This window comes from Roseomonas sp. FDAARGOS_362 (assembly GCF_002754815.1).
Classification (GTDB): Bacteria; Pseudomonadota; Alphaproteobacteria; order Acetobacterales; family Acetobacteraceae; genus Roseomonas; species Roseomonas mucosa.
This window is the reverse complement of sequence record NZ_CP024588.1, coordinates 3,620,551-3,636,638: the sequence shown is the minus strand read 5'-3', so window position 1 is coordinate 3,636,638 and position 16,088 is coordinate 3,620,551. Positions and strand designations below refer to the sequence as shown.

The following is a 16,088-nucleotide window of genomic DNA, read 5'->3' as shown; positions in this document are numbered from 1 at the left end:
CCCGGGGGGCATCCCGCGGGGCCGCCCGCGCCAGGGCACGACAAGGCGGTTAAAACACGACATCAAATAGTGTTTTCGCGCAAAACACTTTCCGTGCCGCATCCTCCGGGCTATCCCGTTGGCACCATGATTCGCGCCCGACAGAACCTCGCTCCGGCGCGCCGCGCCGCCGCCCTTGCCGCCCTGCTGGCCCTCGCCCTGCCCGCCGCGCCGCTGCGGGCTCAGAGCGTCACCATCGCCGGCGCCAGCCCTGTCGCCTCGGCCGATCCGCATATCTCCAACACCGCCTCGAACAGCGCGCTCGGCCTGCATGTCTTCGACCGGCTGGTGCTGCAGGATGCCGCGGGCAACCTGCGGCCCGGCCTGGCGACGCAATGGCGCGCCGTGTCGGACCGGGTCTGGGAATTCCGCCTGCGCCCCGGCGTGAAGTGGCATGACGGGCGCGACTTCACCGCCGACGACGTGGTCTTCACCTTCGATCGCCTGCCGAATGCCCAGGGCGGCTTCGTCAGCGCGGTCCGCCCCATCGCACGGGTGGAGGTGCCGGACCCGCTGACCCTGCGCGTCGAGACGAAGCAGCCCTGGCCGCTGCTGCCCAGCGACCTCGCCAACATCGCCATCATCGCCCGCCACGCCGCGCAGGATGCGAAGCCCGAGGACTTCAACAGCGGCAAGGCGGCGATCGGCACCGGCCCCTACCGCTACGCCTCCTTCACCGCCGGCGAACGGGCGGAGCTGGTGCGCAACGAGGACTACTGGGGCGGCCGGGAACCCTGGGCGCAGGTGCATTACCGCTTCATCGCCAATGACGGCTCGCGCGTCGCGGCACTCCTGGCCGGCGACGTGGACCTGATCGACCAGGTGCCGAGCAACGACCTCCCACGCCTGTCGCGCGACCCACGCCTTTCCGTCACCACGGTGCAGGGCACGCGGCTGATCTACCTGCAGACGGACTTTTCGCGCGAGGGCGACGTGCCCGGCGTCAGCGGCATCGACGGCCAGCCGCTCGGCCGCAACCCCTTCCTCGACCGGCGGGTGCGGCAGGCGCTGAACATCGCCATCGACCGCGAGGCGCTGGCCACGCGGATCATGGAGAACACCGCCACGCCGACCGGGCAGTGGCTGCCGCCCGGCACCTGGTCCTATGCGCCGGAGGTCCCGGTGCCGACGCACGACCCCGCCGCCGCGCGCCGCCTGCTGGCGGAGGCGGGCTTCCCGAAGGGGCTGCGCGTCACCCTGGCCACGCCGAACGACCGCTATCCCAACGACGCCAAGGTCGCCCAGGCCGTGGCGCAGATGTGGAGCCGCATCGGCGTCGCCACCACGATCGAGGCCCTGCCCTGGTCGGTCTATCTGGCACGCGGCACCAGGGCCGACCTGCCGGTCCGCCTCGGCGGCTGGGGCAGCAGCAGCAACGAGGCCTCCTCGCTCCTCCGCAACGTGGTGGCGACCTTCAGCCGCGAGGCCGGGCGCGGCCAGCCGAATTTCAGCCGCTACAGCAACCCGGCGCTGGACGGGCTGATCGACCAGGCCCTGGTCACGCTGGATGACGGACGGCGCGAGGCTTTGCTGCGGCAGGCGACAAAGCTGGCCACCGAGGATGTCGGGCTGATGCCGCTCTTCCTGCTCAACAACAGCTGGGCCAGCCGGAAGGGCCTGCGCTACGAGCCGCGCCGCGACGAATACACCCTGGCCCAGGGGCTGCGGCCCACGCCCTGACGGGCAGTTCCGGCGGGCCCGTTTCCGGCAGGCCTCCGCAGGCCCGGGCCGGCGCGGCGCCCCGACTGGCGGCCGCATCCGGCGGCCCGGGATCACATGAGCAGGATGCACGGGTCCCAGCTTGACCCGGAACAACTTCCGGCGCATCGCGGCCTTGTCACAGTCGCTCCCTTCCCGCCCCGGAGGAACCGCCGCCCTGCTCGCCCTGCGTGTCATTCCCTGCCTCGACGTCAAGGACGGGCGTGTCGTGAAGGGGGTCAACTTCGTGTCGCTGCGCGATGCGGGGGACCCCGTGGAACAGGCCCGCCTCTACGATGCCGAGGGCGCCGACGAGATCACCTTTCTCGACATCGGCGCGACGCATGAGAACCGCGGCACCATGCTCGACGTCGTGTCGCGTACCGCGGAGAAGGTCTTCATCCCCCTCACCGTCGGCGGCGGCGTCCGCTCGGTGGAGGATGTGCGCGCCCTGCTCCTCGCCGGCGCCGACAAGGCCTCGATCAACTCCGCCGCCGTGGCCGATCCCGGCCTCGTGCGTCGCGCGGCCGAGGCCTTCGGCTCCCAGGCCATCGTGGTGGCGGTGGATGCGCGCAACGTCGCGCCCGGGAAGTGGGAGGTCTTCACCCATGGCGGCCGCCGCGGCACCGGCATCGACGCCATCGGCTGGTGCCGCCGCGTCGCGGAACTGGGGGCGGGCGAGCTGCTCGTGACCTCCATGGACCGCGACGGCACCAAGTCCGGCTTCGACCTGGATCTGCTGCGCGCCGTGCGCGCCGCGGTACGGCTGCCGCTGGTGGCCTCCGGCGGCGTCGGCAACGTCACCCATTTCGTGGAGGGCGCGCGGGCCGGGGCCACCGGCCTGCTCGCCGCCAGCGTGTTCCATTACGGCGAGATGCGGATCGGGGAAGCCAAGGCGGCGCTGGCCGCCGCCGGCCTGCCGGTCCGCCCGCCCAGCGAGGCGGAGGCCGCCTGACATGGCCAAGGACAGCAAGAGCGCCCGCGAGGATCTCGCCAAGGGCAAGAAGAAGCGCGTCGCCATCCCGGCCGCGAAGGGCAAGCCCAAGCCGGCCGCCAAGGGCAAGAAGAAGGCGCCCGCCCTGCCGCTGCCGGAAACCCTGCCGGCCGTGCCGCTGCCGCCCGCCAAGCGCGCCCGTGCGGCGGAGAAGAAGCACCTCCAGCCGCTCGACGTGCCGGCGCGGGGCGATGTGACGATCCTCGAACGGCTCTGGCAGACGGTGGAGCAGCGCCGTGTCTCCGGGGATGTGACCGCCTCCCACTCCGCCCGGCTGATGGCGCGCGGCACCGCCAAGGTCGCCCAGAAGCTGGGCGAGGAAGCCGTGGAATGCGTGATCGAGGCAACGCTCGGCAACCGCCACGCCACCGTGCTGGAAAGCGCCGACGTGCTTTATCACTTGATCGTGGTCTGGGTGGATGCGGGCATCCGCCCCGAGGAGGTCTGGGGTGAGCTGACGCGGCGCGAGGGCATCAGCGGCATCGCCGAGAAGGCCGCCCGGCCCAAGGGCGTCCTGCGCGCGGCCCGTACCACCAAGCTGCCCTGACTGACGGCTGCGCCCCTCTTGCGTCCAGGCCGGACGCGTCCCAGGAAAGAGGGATATGTCCGGAGGAGCAAACCATGCCCGTCAGCGGCCTTCCGCCCTATGATGACGGCAACATCTTCGCCCGCATCCTGCGCGGCGAGTTGCCCGCCAAGACGATCCACGAGGATGAGTGGGCCGTCGCCTTCCACGACATCGCGCCGCAGGCGCCCGTGCACGTTCTGGTGATCCCGCGCGGCCGCTACGTCTCGCTGGCGGATTTCGCCGGCAAGGCCAGCGAGGCCGAGATCGCGGGCTTCTGGCGCGCCGTGGCCAAGGTGGCCAGGGATCTGGGCCTGGAGCAGCCGGGCTATCGCACCCTGTCCAACATGGGGGAGAATGCCGGGCAGGAGGTGCCGCATTTCCATGTCCATCTCTTCGGCGGCAGGCCGCTGGGGCGGATGCTCTCCCCGGCCGAAGGCTGAGCGGAGGCCGTGACCCCGCCGGCGCCCTTTTCGGCTGTTCCTCCGGCATGAGCGCCGCCGAGGCCCGGGCCGCGCTCGATGCGGCCGGCAGCCTGCCCGACCCGGAGCTGGACCTCGTCACCGTCGCCCTCCAGTTCGCGCGCATCGACGCGCCGGAGGCCGACTGGCAGGCCGCGCAACAGCTCCTCTCCGCCCTGGCGCGCGAGGTGGTCCAGGCCGCCATGGCCGATCCCGAGGCGGATGGCGGCGACCCGGAAGCCCGCCGCGCCCTGCTGGTGCGGGTGATCCACGGCGCGGGTGGCTATGGCGGCGATACCGAGAGCTATGACGACCTCTCCAACGCCAACCTGATCCGCGTCACCGAGCGGCGGCGCGGCCTGCCGGTGGCGCTCGGCATCCTCTGGCTGCACGCGGCGGAGGCCGCCGGCTGGGGCGCGCACGGCATCGACTTCCCCGGCCATTTCCTGCTGGGGATCGAGGGCGGGCGCGGCCAGGTGGTAACGGACCCCTTCTCCGGCGGCCAGTCCCTGGGTCCGCGCGAGTTGCGGAACCTGCTCAAGGCCGTCGAGGGGGAGCGCGCCGAGCTGCGCCCCGGCCTGCTGGCGCCGATGGGCAAGCGCGCGGTGCTGCTGCGCCTGCAGAACAACATCAAGCTGCGCCGCCTGCGCGCCGGCGACGTGCCGGGCGCCCTCTCCTGCACCGAGGACATGCTGCGCCTCGCCCCCGATGCCGCCGGCCTGTGGCGGGAGGCCGGGCTGATGAACCAGCGCCTGGACCGCATCGGCGCCGCCATCGCCAGCCTGGAGCGTTTCCTGGAACTGGCCGGCGCGGGCGAATCCGCCGACCGCATCCGCCAGCTCATCGAGGAGCTGCGGCAAAGGCTGAACTGAGCGCGATCCCCCCTTTTGGCCGGTGCCGGGGCGCGCTTAGATGCGGGGAATGAGCGAAGTCGTCAGTCTGCGGCCCGCACAGGGTCCCTCCCTCCGCGGTTCCCCGGAAGACAAGATCTGGGCGGTGATCGCCTCGGTCGGCAAGACCAGCCGCATCGCGAACATCTACGCCAGCCGCGACGCCGCCCTGGCGGACCGCAGCTGGCGCGAGCAACAGGTCCGCGCCTACGCCACCTTCCTGCGCAGCAGCCAGCAGCCCGTGCCGCATTACAGCGTGGCACCGATCCGCCGCGCCGACCTGCCACGCAAATGGTCCCCCCTACCGGCACTGGGCTTCCTGCGCGGCGAGTTCGCCTGATCCAGGCGCGGCGGCCGCCGGCCCTGGGCGCCGCGCCTCATGGCGGCCCGCTCGGGGGCAGGGCGGCGCCCGAAACAGAAAGGGCGGCGCATCCGGCGATGCGCCGCCCTTTCCGAAATCGACCGGGGCACAAAGGCCCCGGCTGTTACGCCGCGGCGCTCTCCGAGCGGCGGGCGTGCTTCTTGCGCTCATGCGGGTCGAGGTAGCGCTTGCGCAGGCGGATCGCCGAAGGCGTCACCTCCACCAGCTCGTCCTCCTCGATATAGGCGATGGCCTGCTCCAGGCTCATCCGGCGGGGCGGGGTCAGGAGAAGCGCCTCGTCCTTGCCGGCGGCACGGATGTTGGTGAGCTTCTTCTCCTTGATCGGGTTCACTTCCAGGTCGTTGTCCCGGGAGTGCTCGCCGAGGATCAGGCCCACATAGACCTTCACGCCCGGATCGACGAAGAGCGTGCCACGCTCCTGCAGGTAGAACAGGGCGTACTGGATCGCCTCGCCATCGGAATTGCTGATCAGCGAGCCGTTGCGGCGGCCCTCGATCGGCCCGGCCCAGGGCTGATAGCCCAGGAAGAGCCGGTTCATCATGCCGGTGCCGCGCGTGTCCGTCAGGAACTCGCCGTGGTAGCCGATCAGGCCGCGCGAGGGCATGTGGAAGGTGAGGCGCACCTTGCCGCCGCCCGAGGGGCGCATGTCCTGCATCTGCCCCTTGCGCATGGAGAGCTTCTCCACGACGACGCCGGAGAACTCCTCGTCCACATCGACGAGCACCTCCTCGAAGGGCTCCTCGCGCTCGCCGGTCTCCTCGTTCTCGCGGGTCAGCACGCGCGGGCGGCCGATGGTGAGCTCGAAGCCCTCGCGCCGCATGGTCTCGATCAGCACGCCGAGCTGCAGCTCGCCGCGGCCGGAAACCTCGAAGCTGTCGGCCTCCTCGCTGTCCTTCACGCGGATCGCGACATTGCCCTCGGTCTCCTTGAAGAGACGGTCGCGGATCTGGCGGGAGGTGACCTTCTTGCCCTCGCGGCCGCCGAGCGGGCCGTCATTGATGCGGAAGGTCATGCTCAGGGTCGGCGGATCGACCGGGATGGCCGGCAGCGGCTCCGTCACCTCGGGGGAGGCGATGGTGTCCGGGATGGTGGCGTCGGACAGGCCGGCGATGGCGATGATGTCGCCCGCCTGCACCTCCTCCACCGGCACGCGGTCCAGGCCGGAGAAGGTCATCAGCTTGGTCAGGCGGCCGGTCTCGACCACCGTGCCGTCCTGGCGCAGCACGCGGACCGGCATGTTCACCTTGGCGGTGCCCTGCTCGATGCGGCCGGTCAGGATGCGGCCGAGGAAGTTGTCCGCCTCCAGGATCGAGGCGTTCATGGCGAAGGGCTTGTCGAGATCGACCTTCGGCGCCGGCACATGGCTCAGGATCAGGTCGAACATCGGCGACAGGTCCTTGCGCGGCCCGTCCATCGTCAGGTCGGCCCAGCCCTGGCGGCCCGAGGCGAACATGGTATGGAAGTCGAGCTGCTCGTCCGTCGCGCCGAGGGCGGCGAAGAGGTCGAAGACCTCGTTGTGCACCTCGTCCGGGCGGGCGTCCTGGCGGTCCACCTTGTTGATGACCACGATCGGCTTCAGCCCGCGGGCCAGCGCCTTGGTCAGCACGAACTTGGTCTGCGGCAGCGGCCCCTCGGCGGCGTCGCAGAGCACGATGGCGCCATCGACCATGGAGAGGATGCGCTCGACCTCGCCGCCGAAATCGGCGTGGCCCGGCGTGTCCACGATGTTGATCTTGACGCCCTTCCACTCCACCGCCGTGGACTTGGCGAGGATGGTGATGCCGCGCTCGCGCTCCAGGTCGTTGCGGTCGAGGGCGCGCTCGGCCACGGCCTGGTTGGCGCGGAAGGCGCCGGCCTGCTTCAGCAGGTTGTCGACGAGCGTGGTCTTGCCGTGGTCGACGTGCGCGATGATCGCGACGTTGCGAAGTTCCATGAGCAGGGATGTCCCGGTAGCGTTGCGCAAGCCGGAAATGCCCCGACAGCGCCATGTTGCGGCACACAAATAGGCGACCGTGCGGCAAAAAGCGAGGGTTGAAGCCTTGCACCGGGCTCGCCACAGACGCGCGCGCCTGTTCCCAAGGTCGGGAAAGGCGGGCTCCGGCCGTATCAGACCCCAGAAAGCGCGCCCTGGGAAGCCGGTCCGGAGCCCGCCATCCGGGAAAGATCAAGAAAACTTCCCGGACAGCCGTTCGGGCGGAGGCCGGTCCGGGAACCTGCCCGGCCGGCCCTCCCCAGCCTCAGCGCATCGGGGGCGACAGGCTGCCCGGAGACGGGGGCTGCATGGAGCCCGCAGGGGGCGGCGGTGAAGCCGGGCGCATGCCGGGCGGCGGCGCGGCCGGGCGGGAGAGCGCCGCATCGGCCTCGTCGAGCGCGGCCAGCGAGGCCCGGGCGTCACGCCGCATCAGCGCGGCCCGCGCCTGGGACAGCGCCCGCACCACCGGGCCCTCATAGGGCCGGGCCGCCCGGGCCAGGACCTCGGCATTGGCGGCGGAGGCGCTGGGCGCCGTCGCCGAAAGGCTGCGGGTCAGGATACGGCTTTCCGCCCGCTCCACGAACTCGTTGGCCTGGCCGAACTGGCGCCGCGCCACGGCGGCACGGGCCGAGGTCAGGAAGCCGTGGATGTCGTTGATGTCGGCCTGATCCGCCTCATGGGCGATCCGGTCCTGCCCGGGCAGCGTGGGCATGGCAGACGGGTTTCCGTGGGCGCGTTGCATCTCGCCGGCGGCACCCTGCGCCCAGGCCGCCATCGGAGCCGTCAGCGCCACTGCCGAGAGCGCCATCGCGCCCAGGGAAAGGGATAGGAAGCGCGTGGACATGATTTCTCCTCGTTTCTTCCGGTCGTCGTGTCGAGACCAGAGCGGAAAACCCGGCATGGGCCGGCTTCCGCGGAATCCGATCCGGCGAAGCGCAAGCTGGGCCAACAACGGATCGGAAGGAAGGGCCGGCCACGGTGGCGCGCCTCGCGCCAACGCCCCGGCTCTGTTCCGGCGGGCCGTCGTGGCCCGCCGGGCCCGCCACGGATCAGTCCGTGATCCGGGCCGGCGAATTGGCGTCCACCGTCGGCTCCATGCCGTCGCGGCTCGGGCGCAGGGAGCTCAGTGGGCGGTCCATGTCCCGTCCCGGCACGAGCTCGGTCGGGGCGAGGCCCGCCGAATAGGGCGCCGTCGCCGCCGCGGCCCCGGTGCCGGGCGGCCTGTCGCCGGCGCAGGCCGCCAGCCCGGCCAGCATGGCCGTGGTCGCGGCAAGGCGGATCAAGGCTCTGGGCATGGTTCTCTCCTCATCGGAGCTCGGGTTCGTCCGGGGGGACACGGGCGATCAACCACCCCGGCGCGGGAAGGTTGCCACCTTGTCCCCGTCGCATGGCGGCATGGGGGCGGAAGCATGGCGCTTCCGCGCGCCGGGGTGGCAGGGACGCGGGCGGCGCCCTGGGAAAGCCGCTTCCCGAGGGAGGCGCCACCCCTTGGAAAAGGTCACCCCAGGCCGACCAGCGCCTTTAGGTCCACCTGCGGCCGGGCGCCGAAATGCGCGATGACCTTCGCCGCCGCGACGCTGCCCCAGCGGCCGCATTCGCCTGGCGGCAGGCCGCGCGTATGGGCGGCCAGGAAGCCCGCCGCATAGGCGTCGCCCGCGCCGGTCGTGTCCACCACCTGCGTCGGCACGGCGGCGACCTCGTGCACCTGTCCGTCCATGGCCACGATGCTGCCCTTCTCGCTGCGGGTCAGCACGGCCACCCGCACCTCGCGCTGCGCCGCCGCCAGCGCCTCCTCGAAGCTCTCCGTCTCGTAGAGGCTCAGGATCTCGGTCTCGTTGGCGAAGAGGATATCCGTGCGCTCCTGCACGAAGGCGCGGAAGGCGTCGCGGTGGCGGCTGACGCAGAAGGGGTCGGACAGGGTGATCGAGACCTCCCGCCCCGCCGCCCGGGCGATGTCGGCGGCGACGCGGAAGGCCTGCTGCGCCGCCGGCGGGTCGAAGAGATAGCCCTCCATGTAGGTCACCTTGGCCCCGCGCACGGCGGCCTCGTCCACGTCGGAGGGACCGAACTCGACACAGGCGCCGAGATAGGTGTTCATGGTCCGCTGCCCGTCCGGCGTCACCAGGATCAGGCAACGCGCGGTGGGCGTGCCGCCGGTCGAGGGCGCGGTCGGGAAGTGCACGCCGATGGCCCGCATGTCGTGCGCGAAGACCTGGCCGAGCTGGTCGTCGGCAACCTTGCCGAGATAGCCCACCTTCGCCCCGAGCCCCGCCGCCACGGCGCAGGTGTTGCCGGCGGAACCGCCGCTGCTCTCCGTCCCCGGCCCCATCACCGCGTAGAGCGCATCGGCCTCGGCGGTGTCGACCAGCCGCATCTCGCCCGGCGTCAGGCCCTGCCGCCGCAGCAGCTCCGGCTCGGCGCGGGCGATCACATCCACGATGGCATTGCCGATGCCGAGGATGTCGAGGGACGGGGCGGTCATGCGCGGACTCCGGAATGGGAATGCGGGCGTAGCAGGCATGGCGCCGGACGTCAGCATGCCGGGGGGATTCCGCCTCCCTGGGCTGGGATGGCGATTCTGCCACACCTGCCGTGCCGATCAGCCACAATTGATGATCGTCACGCCAGCGTGCTAGCCGGTGGGTCCCGGAAGTGCGCGGCGGGGGCCGCGCCAGCCGGGACCGCCGGGCCGAGGGGAGACCGTTCCGGTGGGTGCTCAACGCAAAAAAGGGGGAGCAGCTTCATGTCCGTCTTCCGACGCAAGCGGGAGGATGCTGTTCCACCCGCGCCCGAGGCTTCGTCGGCCGCAGTGCCTGTTGCCCGTGATCCAGAACTGACCGTGCCGCCCTTCCGCCCGGCGCCGCCGGCGGGCGCCGCCGCCAAGGACCCCGCCATGAGCCTGCCGCCGAAGCCGAACGCCATGCCGGGCCTGCCCCAAGGCATGAACCCCGGAGGGATGAATCCCGGAATGAACAACGCGCCCAACGCCCAGCCCAGCCCCTTCCCCGGCGCGCAGCCGCGCCCCGGCGCGCCGTCCGGCCCCATGGGTGGCCCGCTGCCCGCCTCGGCCGCGCCGCAGCGCCCGCAGGCGCCGCAGGAGGCCGAGCGCCGCACCCTCGTGGTCGGCAAGGGCATCAGCCTGCAGGGCACCGTCTCGGATGCCGAGCGCCTGGTGGTCGAGGGCACGGTCGAGAGCCAGATGATCCACGCCCATGAGCTGAACATCAGCGGCACCGGCGTGTTCAAGGGCGAGGTCGAGGTCGAGAACGCCGAGGTCGCCGGCGTGTTCGACGGCACCATCACCGCCCGCGGCAACCTCGTCATCCGCGCCACCGGCCGGGTGCTGGGCGTGGCCCGCTGCCGCCGCCTGCAGGTCGAGGATGGCGGCCAGCTTTCCGGCCGCATGGAGATGCTGACGGACAACAACCCGCCGCGCATGGGCGTGCCGGCCTTCCCCAGCGCCGAGCCCGCCGAGGTCTGATCCATGGGGCGGCACCGTGCCGCCGCACACCGGAAGCAAGGGGGCGGGCTCTTCAGGGCCTGCCCCCTTCTTCTTGCGCTCCTTGCGGCGCCCCTGCTGGCCGCCTGCGCGGGACCGGCGGACGGGCTGCCGGACCGCAGCGCGGTCCTGGACGAGGTGATGCGGAACTACCGCGCCAGCCTGATCGCCGTGTCCGGCGAGAACCCGCTTCCCGCCGGGGCGGCAGGCGGAAAGGCGGAACCGGCGGCGGTGCAGCCCGCCATGGCGCTGCGCCCCGGCGTCCCGCCCGCCAGCGTGGCGAGCCTGCGTGGCCAGACGGGCCCCGCCGTCCGCGCCGCCCTGGGCCAGCCGGTCTTCCGGCGGGTCGAGGGGCCGGCGGAAATCTGGCTCTACAGCGGCCAGCGCTGCCAGCTTGACCTGATCCTCTACCCGAGCGGGCGCGAGATGCTGGTCGCCTGGGCCGCGGCACGCGCCGCCGGAACCGGCCGCGTGACCGAGGAAGCCTGCCTGCGCGAACTCGGCTCCCGCCCGCCGGGCGCCTGACGCACCGTCACTGGCCCCCCGCCCGGGGGGGGGAAACCACAAGCGCAACGCGAGGCCGCAGCAGGCCCCCAACCATGGCGTCTGTGCACGGCGGATGACGGTGCGGATTGCACCCTGCCACTGTCCTGGCCGTTAGAGGGGAGCCTTCCGGAGCGGCCGGAAGGCCGGCGCGGGGCGAGGCGGCATGAAGGCATTCCTGGATTTCGAGGCATCCTCCCTGGAGAAGGGCGGCTTTCCGGTCGAGGTCGGCTGGGTCCTGGAGGACGGCGCGGAGGAAGCGCACCTGATCCGCCCGGCCCCGGACTGGACTGTCTGGTCGGAGGAGGCCGAGGCGATCCATCGCCTGTCCCGCGCGCGGCTGGAGGCCGAGGGCGAAGCGCCCGGAGCGGTCGCGACGCGGATGATGGAGGCCCTGGCAGGGCATGAGATCCTGGCCAGTGCCCCGTCCTGGGACGGGCAATGGCTCAGCCGCCTGCTCCGGGCGGCTGGCCTGCCGCGCCATGCGCTGCGTCTGGGCGACACGGATGCCGCCGAGGAGGCCGAGGCCGACCGCATCCTCCGCGAAGCCGGCCTTGCCGCGGCGAAGCGTGCCGAACAGGTCCGGCGGATCGTGGCCGAGGCCCGGCAGGCGGACGAAGCGCTCGGCCCGCCGGAGCACCGTGCCCTGGCTGATGCACGGCGCGCCCACCGTCTCTTCGAGGCCGTGCGCCAAGCGGCCCGGGCCGGCGCGGAACAGCACAGGGCCGCCGCGACGGCGCAGGGGTAAGGGCGGGCCGTCAGCCGGTGCCACCGTCATCCGTCTTGTCGCTGCGGGCCTGCTCCCGCAGCTGTTCCAGCGTCAGCCCGGCCGGGGTGGAGCCGGCCAGTGTCCCGTCGCCGGCATCCTCATGGGCCTTGTCGGTCGGCGCTCCCTCGGGCGTGTGGCTGGAATCCTCAGCCTTGGTCGGGTCCTCGGCACCGCTACCCCCTGGCTTGCGTGCATCGCTCATCGGGCTTCTCCGGATACCGGGGCGACATGCCCCGCATTCGGGAGCAACGTTTGGGAGCCGCCCTCGTATGCCTCCGCCCACCGATCCGGCCCTCGTGGCGCGCGATCCGCCTTCCATCCGCCGGCCAGGCCAAGCCTATCCCGCCGCGATCCGCCGGAACGGCAGGCCGCGCGCCAGCCAGCAGCCGACGCGGATCTCCGCGACCTCGCCAGCGGCATCGCGCAGGGCACGCAGGGTCCAGTCGCCGGGCGGGGCGAAGTCCAGCGCGCGGGGACAGGGCAGCAACAGCATGTCCTGGGCGAAGGGCAGCAGCGGCTGCATCATCCCCTCCCCCAGCCGTCCGGAAAAGGCGCCGTAGAGCGCCCCGCCCGACGCGGCGATGGTCAGCTCCGCCGCCAGTTCCTCGCAGCGGAAGCGCCCCTCGAAGCCGGAGCCTGGCTCGCCACCGCGCGGCTCCAGCCGGGTCCGGAGATTATCGCCGGCACGCTCCAGGATGACGGCATCGCCCTCGCGGAACAGGCGGCTCGCGGCACTGGCGGCACCGCCTTCCACGCAGGCCGAAAGGATCTCCGCCCCGCCCGAGAAGCCCAGCCGCAGGCGCCCGTCCGGCATCGCCTCCACCCGCGTCGCCAGCCCCGTCTCGGGCTCCAGGTAGCAGCCGGCCAGGGTTGCATCGACGGGCGCTGCCGCCGGATCGGCGGGCAGGTCCAGCAGCGCGCCGAAGAGCTCGGCGGCGGCAGCGCGGGGATCGGCCATGTGGTTGAACAGCACCACGACGGAAACCCGTTCCGCCGCCGCATGGGCGCGGAAGCTCCGCCAGCCGCGCAGCCCGCCGCCGTGGGCGGTGACCTGGCGCCCCAGCAGCGCGCCACGCCCCAGGCCGAAACCATAGGCGGCGGTCCTGCCGTCGCGGAAGGCGACCGGCGCGGAAAGCCGGTTGTAGAGCCCGTCCGCCTCGTCCCGGGTCGCGTCGATGAAGCGCTCCCAGCCGATCATGTCCTCCAGCGAGGCGGCGAGGCCGGCATCGCCCGTCCAGTGGATATGGTTCTCCGCCACGCGGAAGCCGCCCGCCAGGGAGCCCTCATAGCCGACCGTGCCGTCCCGCACCGCCGAGGTATCCGGGTTCAGCCCGGCCCGTGGCATGCCTGCGCGGTCGAGGATGCGTTCGCGCAGCAGCGCGGCGAAACCCCGCCCCGTGCGGCGCTCGATGATCTCGGACAGGAGGCGGAAGTTCTGGTTGACGTAGGAGAAGCGCGTGCCCGGCCTGAAATGCAGGCTCCGCGTCCGCCCGATCAGCCAGCGCGCCTCCTCCGGGCCGAAATGCCCCTCCACCGGCGCGCCGCAGAGCATCGCCTGGGCCCAGTAGTCCCGCAGCCCCGACTGGTTGTGGCAGAGATCGAGGATGCCGGGCGCTTCCCCCGCCAGATCCGGCATCAGCCGACGGATCTCCTCGTCCAGCACCGAAGGGTCGGGAAAGAGGTCGAGCAGCAGGGCGCAGGTGAACTGCTTGGTGATGGAACAGACCAGAAAGGGTGTCCGCTCCGTGAAGGGCAGGCGCTTTTCGGCATCCGCCCAGCCCCAGCAGCGGCTCGCCACCACCCGTCCGTCCCGCAGCACCGCCACCGCGCCCCCAGGACCGGCATAGCGGTCGGGCAGGCTGCCGAGGACTCGGTCGAGGCGGTGCGCGGTCTGGCTCATGCACGGCATTGAAGCCCCTCCCATCCGCTCCGCAAATCCCCTGGGCGACGGTCCTGGCCACCTCCACGCGCGACACCGGCCGGTGGGTGCCAGGGCTTCGGGCATTGCGCTTGGGTGGCTGCCCGCCGGAAAGCCATGCTCTCCGGCGCGATCCGGCATCAGCGAGCACCAGCGAACGGGAGGTCCAGGACCCTCAGGGTCCTGGCGGATAGGGGGTCCGGGGGAAAGGCGGAGCCTTGCCCCCGGGGACAGCGCAACGCCGGAACGGGAGGCACCGGCCGCGGTGCCCAGGGGCAGCCGTCCCTCCGGATCAGCCGATCGCCGCGACGATCTCGCCCACCATCGGCTTGAGGTGGAAGTTCTCGCCCGGCTGCATGGCGACATGGCCGCCAGCCTCTTCCACCGCCCGCGCCACCAGCGGGCCCACGGCGGCGATGCGGGTGCGGGCCAGGGCCTCGGCCAGCAGCGCTTCCTCGCCGCTGGCCTTCGCCACCTCGCGCAGGCGCCGCACCTGGGGGGAGGAGGTGAAGGCGATCAGGTCCACCGCCCCCGCCGCCATCTCGCGGATCACCGCCAGGACACGCCCGTCATCCTCCTTCGAGGCATAGGCATAGGGCACGACCGGATCGGGCCGGGCGCCGCGGTCACGCAGGAAGCCCAGCAGCGCCTCGTTGGGATTGTCGGGATAGAGCTGCACCGCCATGCGCCGCCCCTCCAGCGGCAGAGGCTCCAGCGCGGCGATCACCCCGGCCGTGGTGGGCGTGGCCGCGGAGATGTCGGGCCCCAGGCCCAGGCTTCGCAGACGGGCCGTCGGCTTCGGCCCGCGCACGATGCGGCGCACCCCGGGCAGCGCGGCACGGAAGCCCTCCGTCAGCCCGGACCGTTCCGCCACGCCCAGCAGGCGCGACAGTCCCTCTCCGGTCAGCAGGATCAGGTCGTCCGGCGGCGTGTCGATGAAGCGCCGCAGCCAGGCCTCGGCAGGCGCCGTGTCCTCCAGGTCGAGGATGGCGACCAGCGGGCAGCGCAGCACCGAGGCGCCCTGGCGCTCCAGCATCCGGGACATGGTCTCCAGCTCGCGCGTTTCGGGCACCGCGACGCGGCGGCCGGCCAGTGGCCCGGCCACGCCCTGGTTCCCCGCCTCGCCGTCCACAGGGCTGTTCATGGGCTCTTCCTTCATTCCTCGTCGGGTGTTCCGCATCGGGGTGGTGCCCTGGTGAGGCGGCGAAACCCGGACCGGACACGAACGTTTGGAGAACAATCAACACGAGGATGCCAGATCCATGGCTCAGAAGCACGGTCCACACGCCGGAGCCGCCCAAAATGCGGCCCAGGAAACGGCGGAGAATCCCAAGACGGATCCCGATCCCGGCTCCAACACGGTAAAGGATCCGGACAACTGGACCACCGGCGACGAGGCGATGACCGGCGCCCAGGCGAGCTATCTCAAGACGCTGAGCGAGGAGGCCGGCGAGGAGTTCGACCCGAAGCTCAGCAAGGCGGACGCCTCGAAGCGGATCGATGCCTTGCAGGCCAAGACCGGACGCGGCCGCGACCATTAGGGCGGATCGCCGCGGGGCGGCATGGAGCGGGGGAAGCTGGCCCACGCCCCGTCCTCGCCCCGGGGGGACCACAGCGCCCCAGGCGCCCAGACTAGCCTCGCCGCAGGCCCAGCTTCTCCGACGCCTGCGCCACGCAGAGTTCGAACACGTCCAGCGCATCGAAGGCCCGGTCCCGTCCATCCGGCGGCAGCACCATCGGCAGCCCACCGCCATCCAGCACCGCGCCAGGGATCATCAGGTTGTCGGGCGCCCCGAAGCCCTCGATGGTGATGCCCTCCAGCGGGTCCGGCAGCGCCGCGACCTGTGTGCGGCTGCGCGTCTCGAACAGGCTGGCGCTGTTCGAATAGCCGAAGATCGGTTTGCCGCGCCCCAGGAACCAGCCGATCTCCACCAGCGTGCCCGAATCGGCGGAAGGACCGCGGAAGGGCGTGAGGTTCGCGATCACGATGTCGCATTCCTCCATCATCGCCACATCCTTGCGATAGATGCCGAGCCAGGTTGTCTCGGCCGCCAGCCCTTCCGCATCCTCGTTCAGCGGCGGGCGCCCGGCGATGCCATAGCGGGCGCAGATCTCGGTCTTGCGGCGCGCATGCTCACGCGCCTTCGGCAGGAACACGTCCGGCCCGGCCAGATAGGCCCTCATCCCGCATTCTCCCTCGGCTGTCCCGCCCTTCTGTCGCGCGGGCGCCGCCCGGCGTCCAGGGGATCGGTCCTCCCTCGGTGCAGGCCGCCGCCTTCCCCCTCTGGGTGCCGCCCCGACGGAAGGGCACTCCGCCCCGTCCCGGACCCGGTGGCCGCGAGCCGCCTTGCCGCGAGC

General features: G+C 72.1%; 18 protein-coding genes. 10 read left to right on the top strand and 8 right to left on the bottom strand.

Annotation, left to right across the window (positions count from 1 at the left end; translation table 11 throughout):
- Positions 1-126 precede the first annotated feature (126 nt).
- From CTJ15_RS21015 to CTJ15_RS20990, 6 genes are all read left to right on the top strand, one after another.
- Positions 127-1,719: an ABC transporter substrate-binding protein gene (locus tag CTJ15_RS21015; RefSeq protein WP_058390565.1), complete on the top strand. Its 1,593-nt coding sequence runs from the start codon at positions 127-129 to the stop codon at positions 1,717-1,719.
- A 196-nt stretch (positions 1,720-1,915) separates the two neighbouring features.
- Positions 1,916-2,692: an imidazole glycerol phosphate synthase subunit HisF gene (hisF, locus tag CTJ15_RS21010; RefSeq protein WP_026033257.1), complete on the top strand. Its 777-nt coding sequence runs from the start codon at positions 1,916-1,918 to the stop codon at positions 2,690-2,692.
- A 1-nt stretch (position 2,693) separates the two neighbouring features.
- Positions 2,694-3,278, top strand: a complete 585-nt coding sequence (locus CTJ15_RS21005) for a phosphoribosyl-ATP diphosphatase (protein WP_019461463.1) — start codon at positions 2,694-2,696, stop codon at positions 3,276-3,278.
- A 74-nt stretch (positions 3,279-3,352) separates the two neighbouring features.
- Positions 3,353-3,739 carry a histidine triad nucleotide-binding protein gene (locus CTJ15_RS21000; RefSeq protein ID WP_019461464.1) on the top strand — a complete coding sequence of 129 codons (387 nt, stop codon included), beginning with the start codon at positions 3,353-3,355 and terminating at the stop codon, positions 3,737-3,739.
- 47 nt (positions 3,740-3,786) lie between these two features.
- On the top strand, positions 3,787-4,629 hold the full coding sequence (locus tag CTJ15_RS20995; protein ID WP_019461465.1) for a SirB1 family protein: 843 nt from the start codon (positions 3,787-3,789) through the stop codon (positions 4,627-4,629).
- A 49-nt stretch (positions 4,630-4,678) separates the two neighbouring features.
- On the top strand, positions 4,679-4,987 hold the full coding sequence (locus CTJ15_RS20990; protein WP_019461466.1) for a hypothetical protein: 309 nt from the start codon (positions 4,679-4,681) through the stop codon (positions 4,985-4,987).
- A gap of 145 nt (positions 4,988-5,132) precedes the next feature.
- On the opposite strand, the gene typA is transcribed toward CTJ15_RS20990, so the two are convergent.
- The 4 genes from typA to CTJ15_RS20970 all read right to left on the bottom strand — a co-directional run bounded on the left by typA (position 5,133) and on the right by CTJ15_RS20970 (position 9,483).
- Positions 5,133-6,962: a translational GTPase TypA gene (gene typA / locus CTJ15_RS20985; protein ID WP_019461467.1), complete on the bottom strand. Its 1,830-nt coding sequence runs from the start codon at positions 6,960-6,962 to the stop codon at positions 5,133-5,135.
- 304 nt (positions 6,963-7,266) lie between these two features.
- Entirely contained in the window at positions 7,267-7,845 is a 579-nt protein-coding gene (locus tag CTJ15_RS20980) for a hypothetical protein (RefSeq protein ID WP_099781951.1), read from the bottom strand.
- A 205-nt stretch (positions 7,846-8,050) separates the two neighbouring features.
- Positions 8,051-8,296: a hypothetical protein gene (locus CTJ15_RS20975; protein WP_126281930.1), complete on the bottom strand. Its 246-nt coding sequence runs from the start codon at positions 8,294-8,296 to the stop codon at positions 8,051-8,053.
- 203 nt (positions 8,297-8,499) lie between these two features.
- Entirely contained in the window at positions 8,500-9,483 is a 984-nt protein-coding gene (locus CTJ15_RS20970) for an adenosine kinase (protein ID WP_075822967.1), read from the bottom strand.
- Between the two features lie 261 nt (positions 9,484-9,744).
- Here CTJ15_RS20970 and CTJ15_RS20965 point away from each other — a divergent pair, with 261 nt between their 5' ends.
- From CTJ15_RS20965 to CTJ15_RS20955, 3 genes are all read left to right on the top strand, one after another.
- Positions 9,745-10,482, top strand: a complete 738-nt coding sequence (locus tag CTJ15_RS20965) for a polymer-forming cytoskeletal protein (RefSeq protein ID WP_167522628.1) — start codon at positions 9,745-9,747, stop codon at positions 10,480-10,482.
- A gap of 3 nt (positions 10,483-10,485) precedes the next feature.
- Positions 10,486-11,025, top strand: a complete 540-nt coding sequence (locus CTJ15_RS20960) for a hypothetical protein (RefSeq protein ID WP_019460252.1) — start codon at positions 10,486-10,488, stop codon at positions 11,023-11,025.
- A gap of 184 nt (positions 11,026-11,209) precedes the next feature.
- Complete coding sequence (locus CTJ15_RS20955) at positions 11,210-11,791, top strand: hypothetical protein (RefSeq protein WP_019460251.1); 582 nt, start codon at positions 11,210-11,212, stop codon at positions 11,789-11,791.
- A 10-nt stretch (positions 11,792-11,801) separates the two neighbouring features.
- Here the strand turns inward: CTJ15_RS20955 and CTJ15_RS20950 are convergent, their stop codons facing one another.
- The 3 genes from CTJ15_RS20950 to CTJ15_RS20940 form a co-directional block, all read right to left on the bottom strand.
- Positions 11,802-12,014, bottom strand: a complete 213-nt coding sequence (locus tag CTJ15_RS20950) for a hypothetical protein (RefSeq protein ID WP_019460250.1) — start codon at positions 12,012-12,014, stop codon at positions 11,802-11,804.
- Positions 12,015-12,149: 135 nt separating this feature from the next.
- Positions 12,150-13,712 carry a D-aminopeptidase gene (locus tag CTJ15_RS20945; protein ID WP_075821896.1) on the bottom strand — a complete coding sequence of 521 codons (1,563 nt, stop codon included), beginning with the start codon at positions 13,710-13,712 and terminating at the stop codon, positions 12,150-12,152.
- A 310-nt stretch (positions 13,713-14,022) separates the two neighbouring features.
- On the bottom strand, positions 14,023-14,874 hold the full coding sequence (locus CTJ15_RS20940) for a uroporphyrinogen-III synthase (protein ID WP_075821908.1): 852 nt from the start codon (positions 14,872-14,874) through the stop codon (positions 14,023-14,025).
- A gap of 118 nt (positions 14,875-14,992) precedes the next feature.
- On the opposite strand from CTJ15_RS20940, the gene CTJ15_RS20935 reads away from it, so the two are divergent.
- Positions 14,993-15,271: a DUF3072 domain-containing protein gene (locus CTJ15_RS20935; RefSeq protein WP_075821897.1), complete on the top strand. Its 279-nt coding sequence runs from the start codon at positions 14,993-14,995 to the stop codon at positions 15,269-15,271.
- Between the two features lie 91 nt (positions 15,272-15,362).
- On the opposite strand, the gene CTJ15_RS20930 is transcribed toward CTJ15_RS20935, so the two are convergent.
- Positions 15,363-15,914 (bottom strand): nucleoside 2-deoxyribosyltransferase, encoded by a 552-nt coding sequence (locus CTJ15_RS20930; RefSeq protein WP_075821898.1) that lies wholly within the window; start codon positions 15,912-15,914, stop codon positions 15,363-15,365.
- Positions 15,915-16,088 lie beyond the last annotated feature (174 nt).

Bases quoted from the DNA above. Each gene is read 5' to 3' on its own strand.
- CTJ15_RS20990 (WP_019461466.1), top strand. From the start codon at position 4,679: ATGAGCGAAGTCGTCAGTCTGCGGCCCGCACAGGGTCCCTCCCTCCGC.
- CTJ15_RS20975 (WP_126281930.1), bottom strand. From the start codon at position 8,296: ATGCCCAGAGCCTTGATCCGCCTTGCCGCGACCACGGCCATGCTGGCC.
- CTJ15_RS21015 (WP_058390565.1), top strand. From the start codon at position 127: ATGATTCGCGCCCGACAGAACCTCGCTCCGGCGCGCCGCGCCGCCGCC.
- CTJ15_RS21000 (WP_019461464.1), top strand. From the start codon at position 3,353: ATGCCCGTCAGCGGCCTTCCGCCCTATGATGACGGCAACATCTTCGCC.
- CTJ15_RS21005 (WP_019461463.1), top strand. From the start codon at position 2,694: ATGGCCAAGGACAGCAAGAGCGCCCGCGAGGATCTCGCCAAGGGCAAG.
- CTJ15_RS20935 (WP_075821897.1), top strand. From the start codon at position 14,993: ATGGCTCAGAAGCACGGTCCACACGCCGGAGCCGCCCAAAATGCGGCC.
- CTJ15_RS20980 (WP_099781951.1), bottom strand. From the start codon at position 7,845: ATGTCCACGCGCTTCCTATCCCTTTCCCTGGGCGCGATGGCGCTCTCG.
- CTJ15_RS20950 (WP_019460250.1), bottom strand. From the start codon at position 12,014: ATGAGCGATGCACGCAAGCCAGGGGGTAGCGGTGCCGAGGACCCGACC.
- CTJ15_RS20930 (WP_075821898.1), bottom strand. From the start codon at position 15,914: ATGAGGGCCTATCTGGCCGGGCCGGACGTGTTCCTGCCGAAGGCGCGT.
- CTJ15_RS20965 (WP_167522628.1), top strand. From the start codon at position 9,745: ATGTCCGTCTTCCGACGCAAGCGGGAGGATGCTGTTCCACCCGCGCCC.
- CTJ15_RS20970 (WP_075822967.1), bottom strand. From the start codon at position 9,483: ATGACCGCCCCGTCCCTCGACATCCTCGGCATCGGCAATGCCATCGTG.
- CTJ15_RS20940 (WP_075821908.1), bottom strand. From the start codon at position 14,874: ATGAACAGCCCTGTGGACGGCGAGGCGGGGAACCAGGGCGTGGCCGGG.
- CTJ15_RS20945 (WP_075821896.1), bottom strand. From the start codon at position 13,712: ATGAGCCAGACCGCGCACCGCCTCGACCGAGTCCTCGGCAGCCTGCCC.
- CTJ15_RS20955 (WP_019460251.1), top strand. From the start codon at position 11,210: ATGAAGGCATTCCTGGATTTCGAGGCATCCTCCCTGGAGAAGGGCGGC.
- typA (WP_019461467.1), bottom strand. From the start codon at position 6,962: ATGGAACTTCGCAACGTCGCGATCATCGCGCACGTCGACCACGGCAAG.
- CTJ15_RS20960 (WP_019460252.1), top strand. From the start codon at position 10,486: ATGGGGCGGCACCGTGCCGCCGCACACCGGAAGCAAGGGGGCGGGCTC.
- CTJ15_RS20995 (WP_019461465.1), top strand. From the start codon at position 3,787: ATGAGCGCCGCCGAGGCCCGGGCCGCGCTCGATGCGGCCGGCAGCCTG.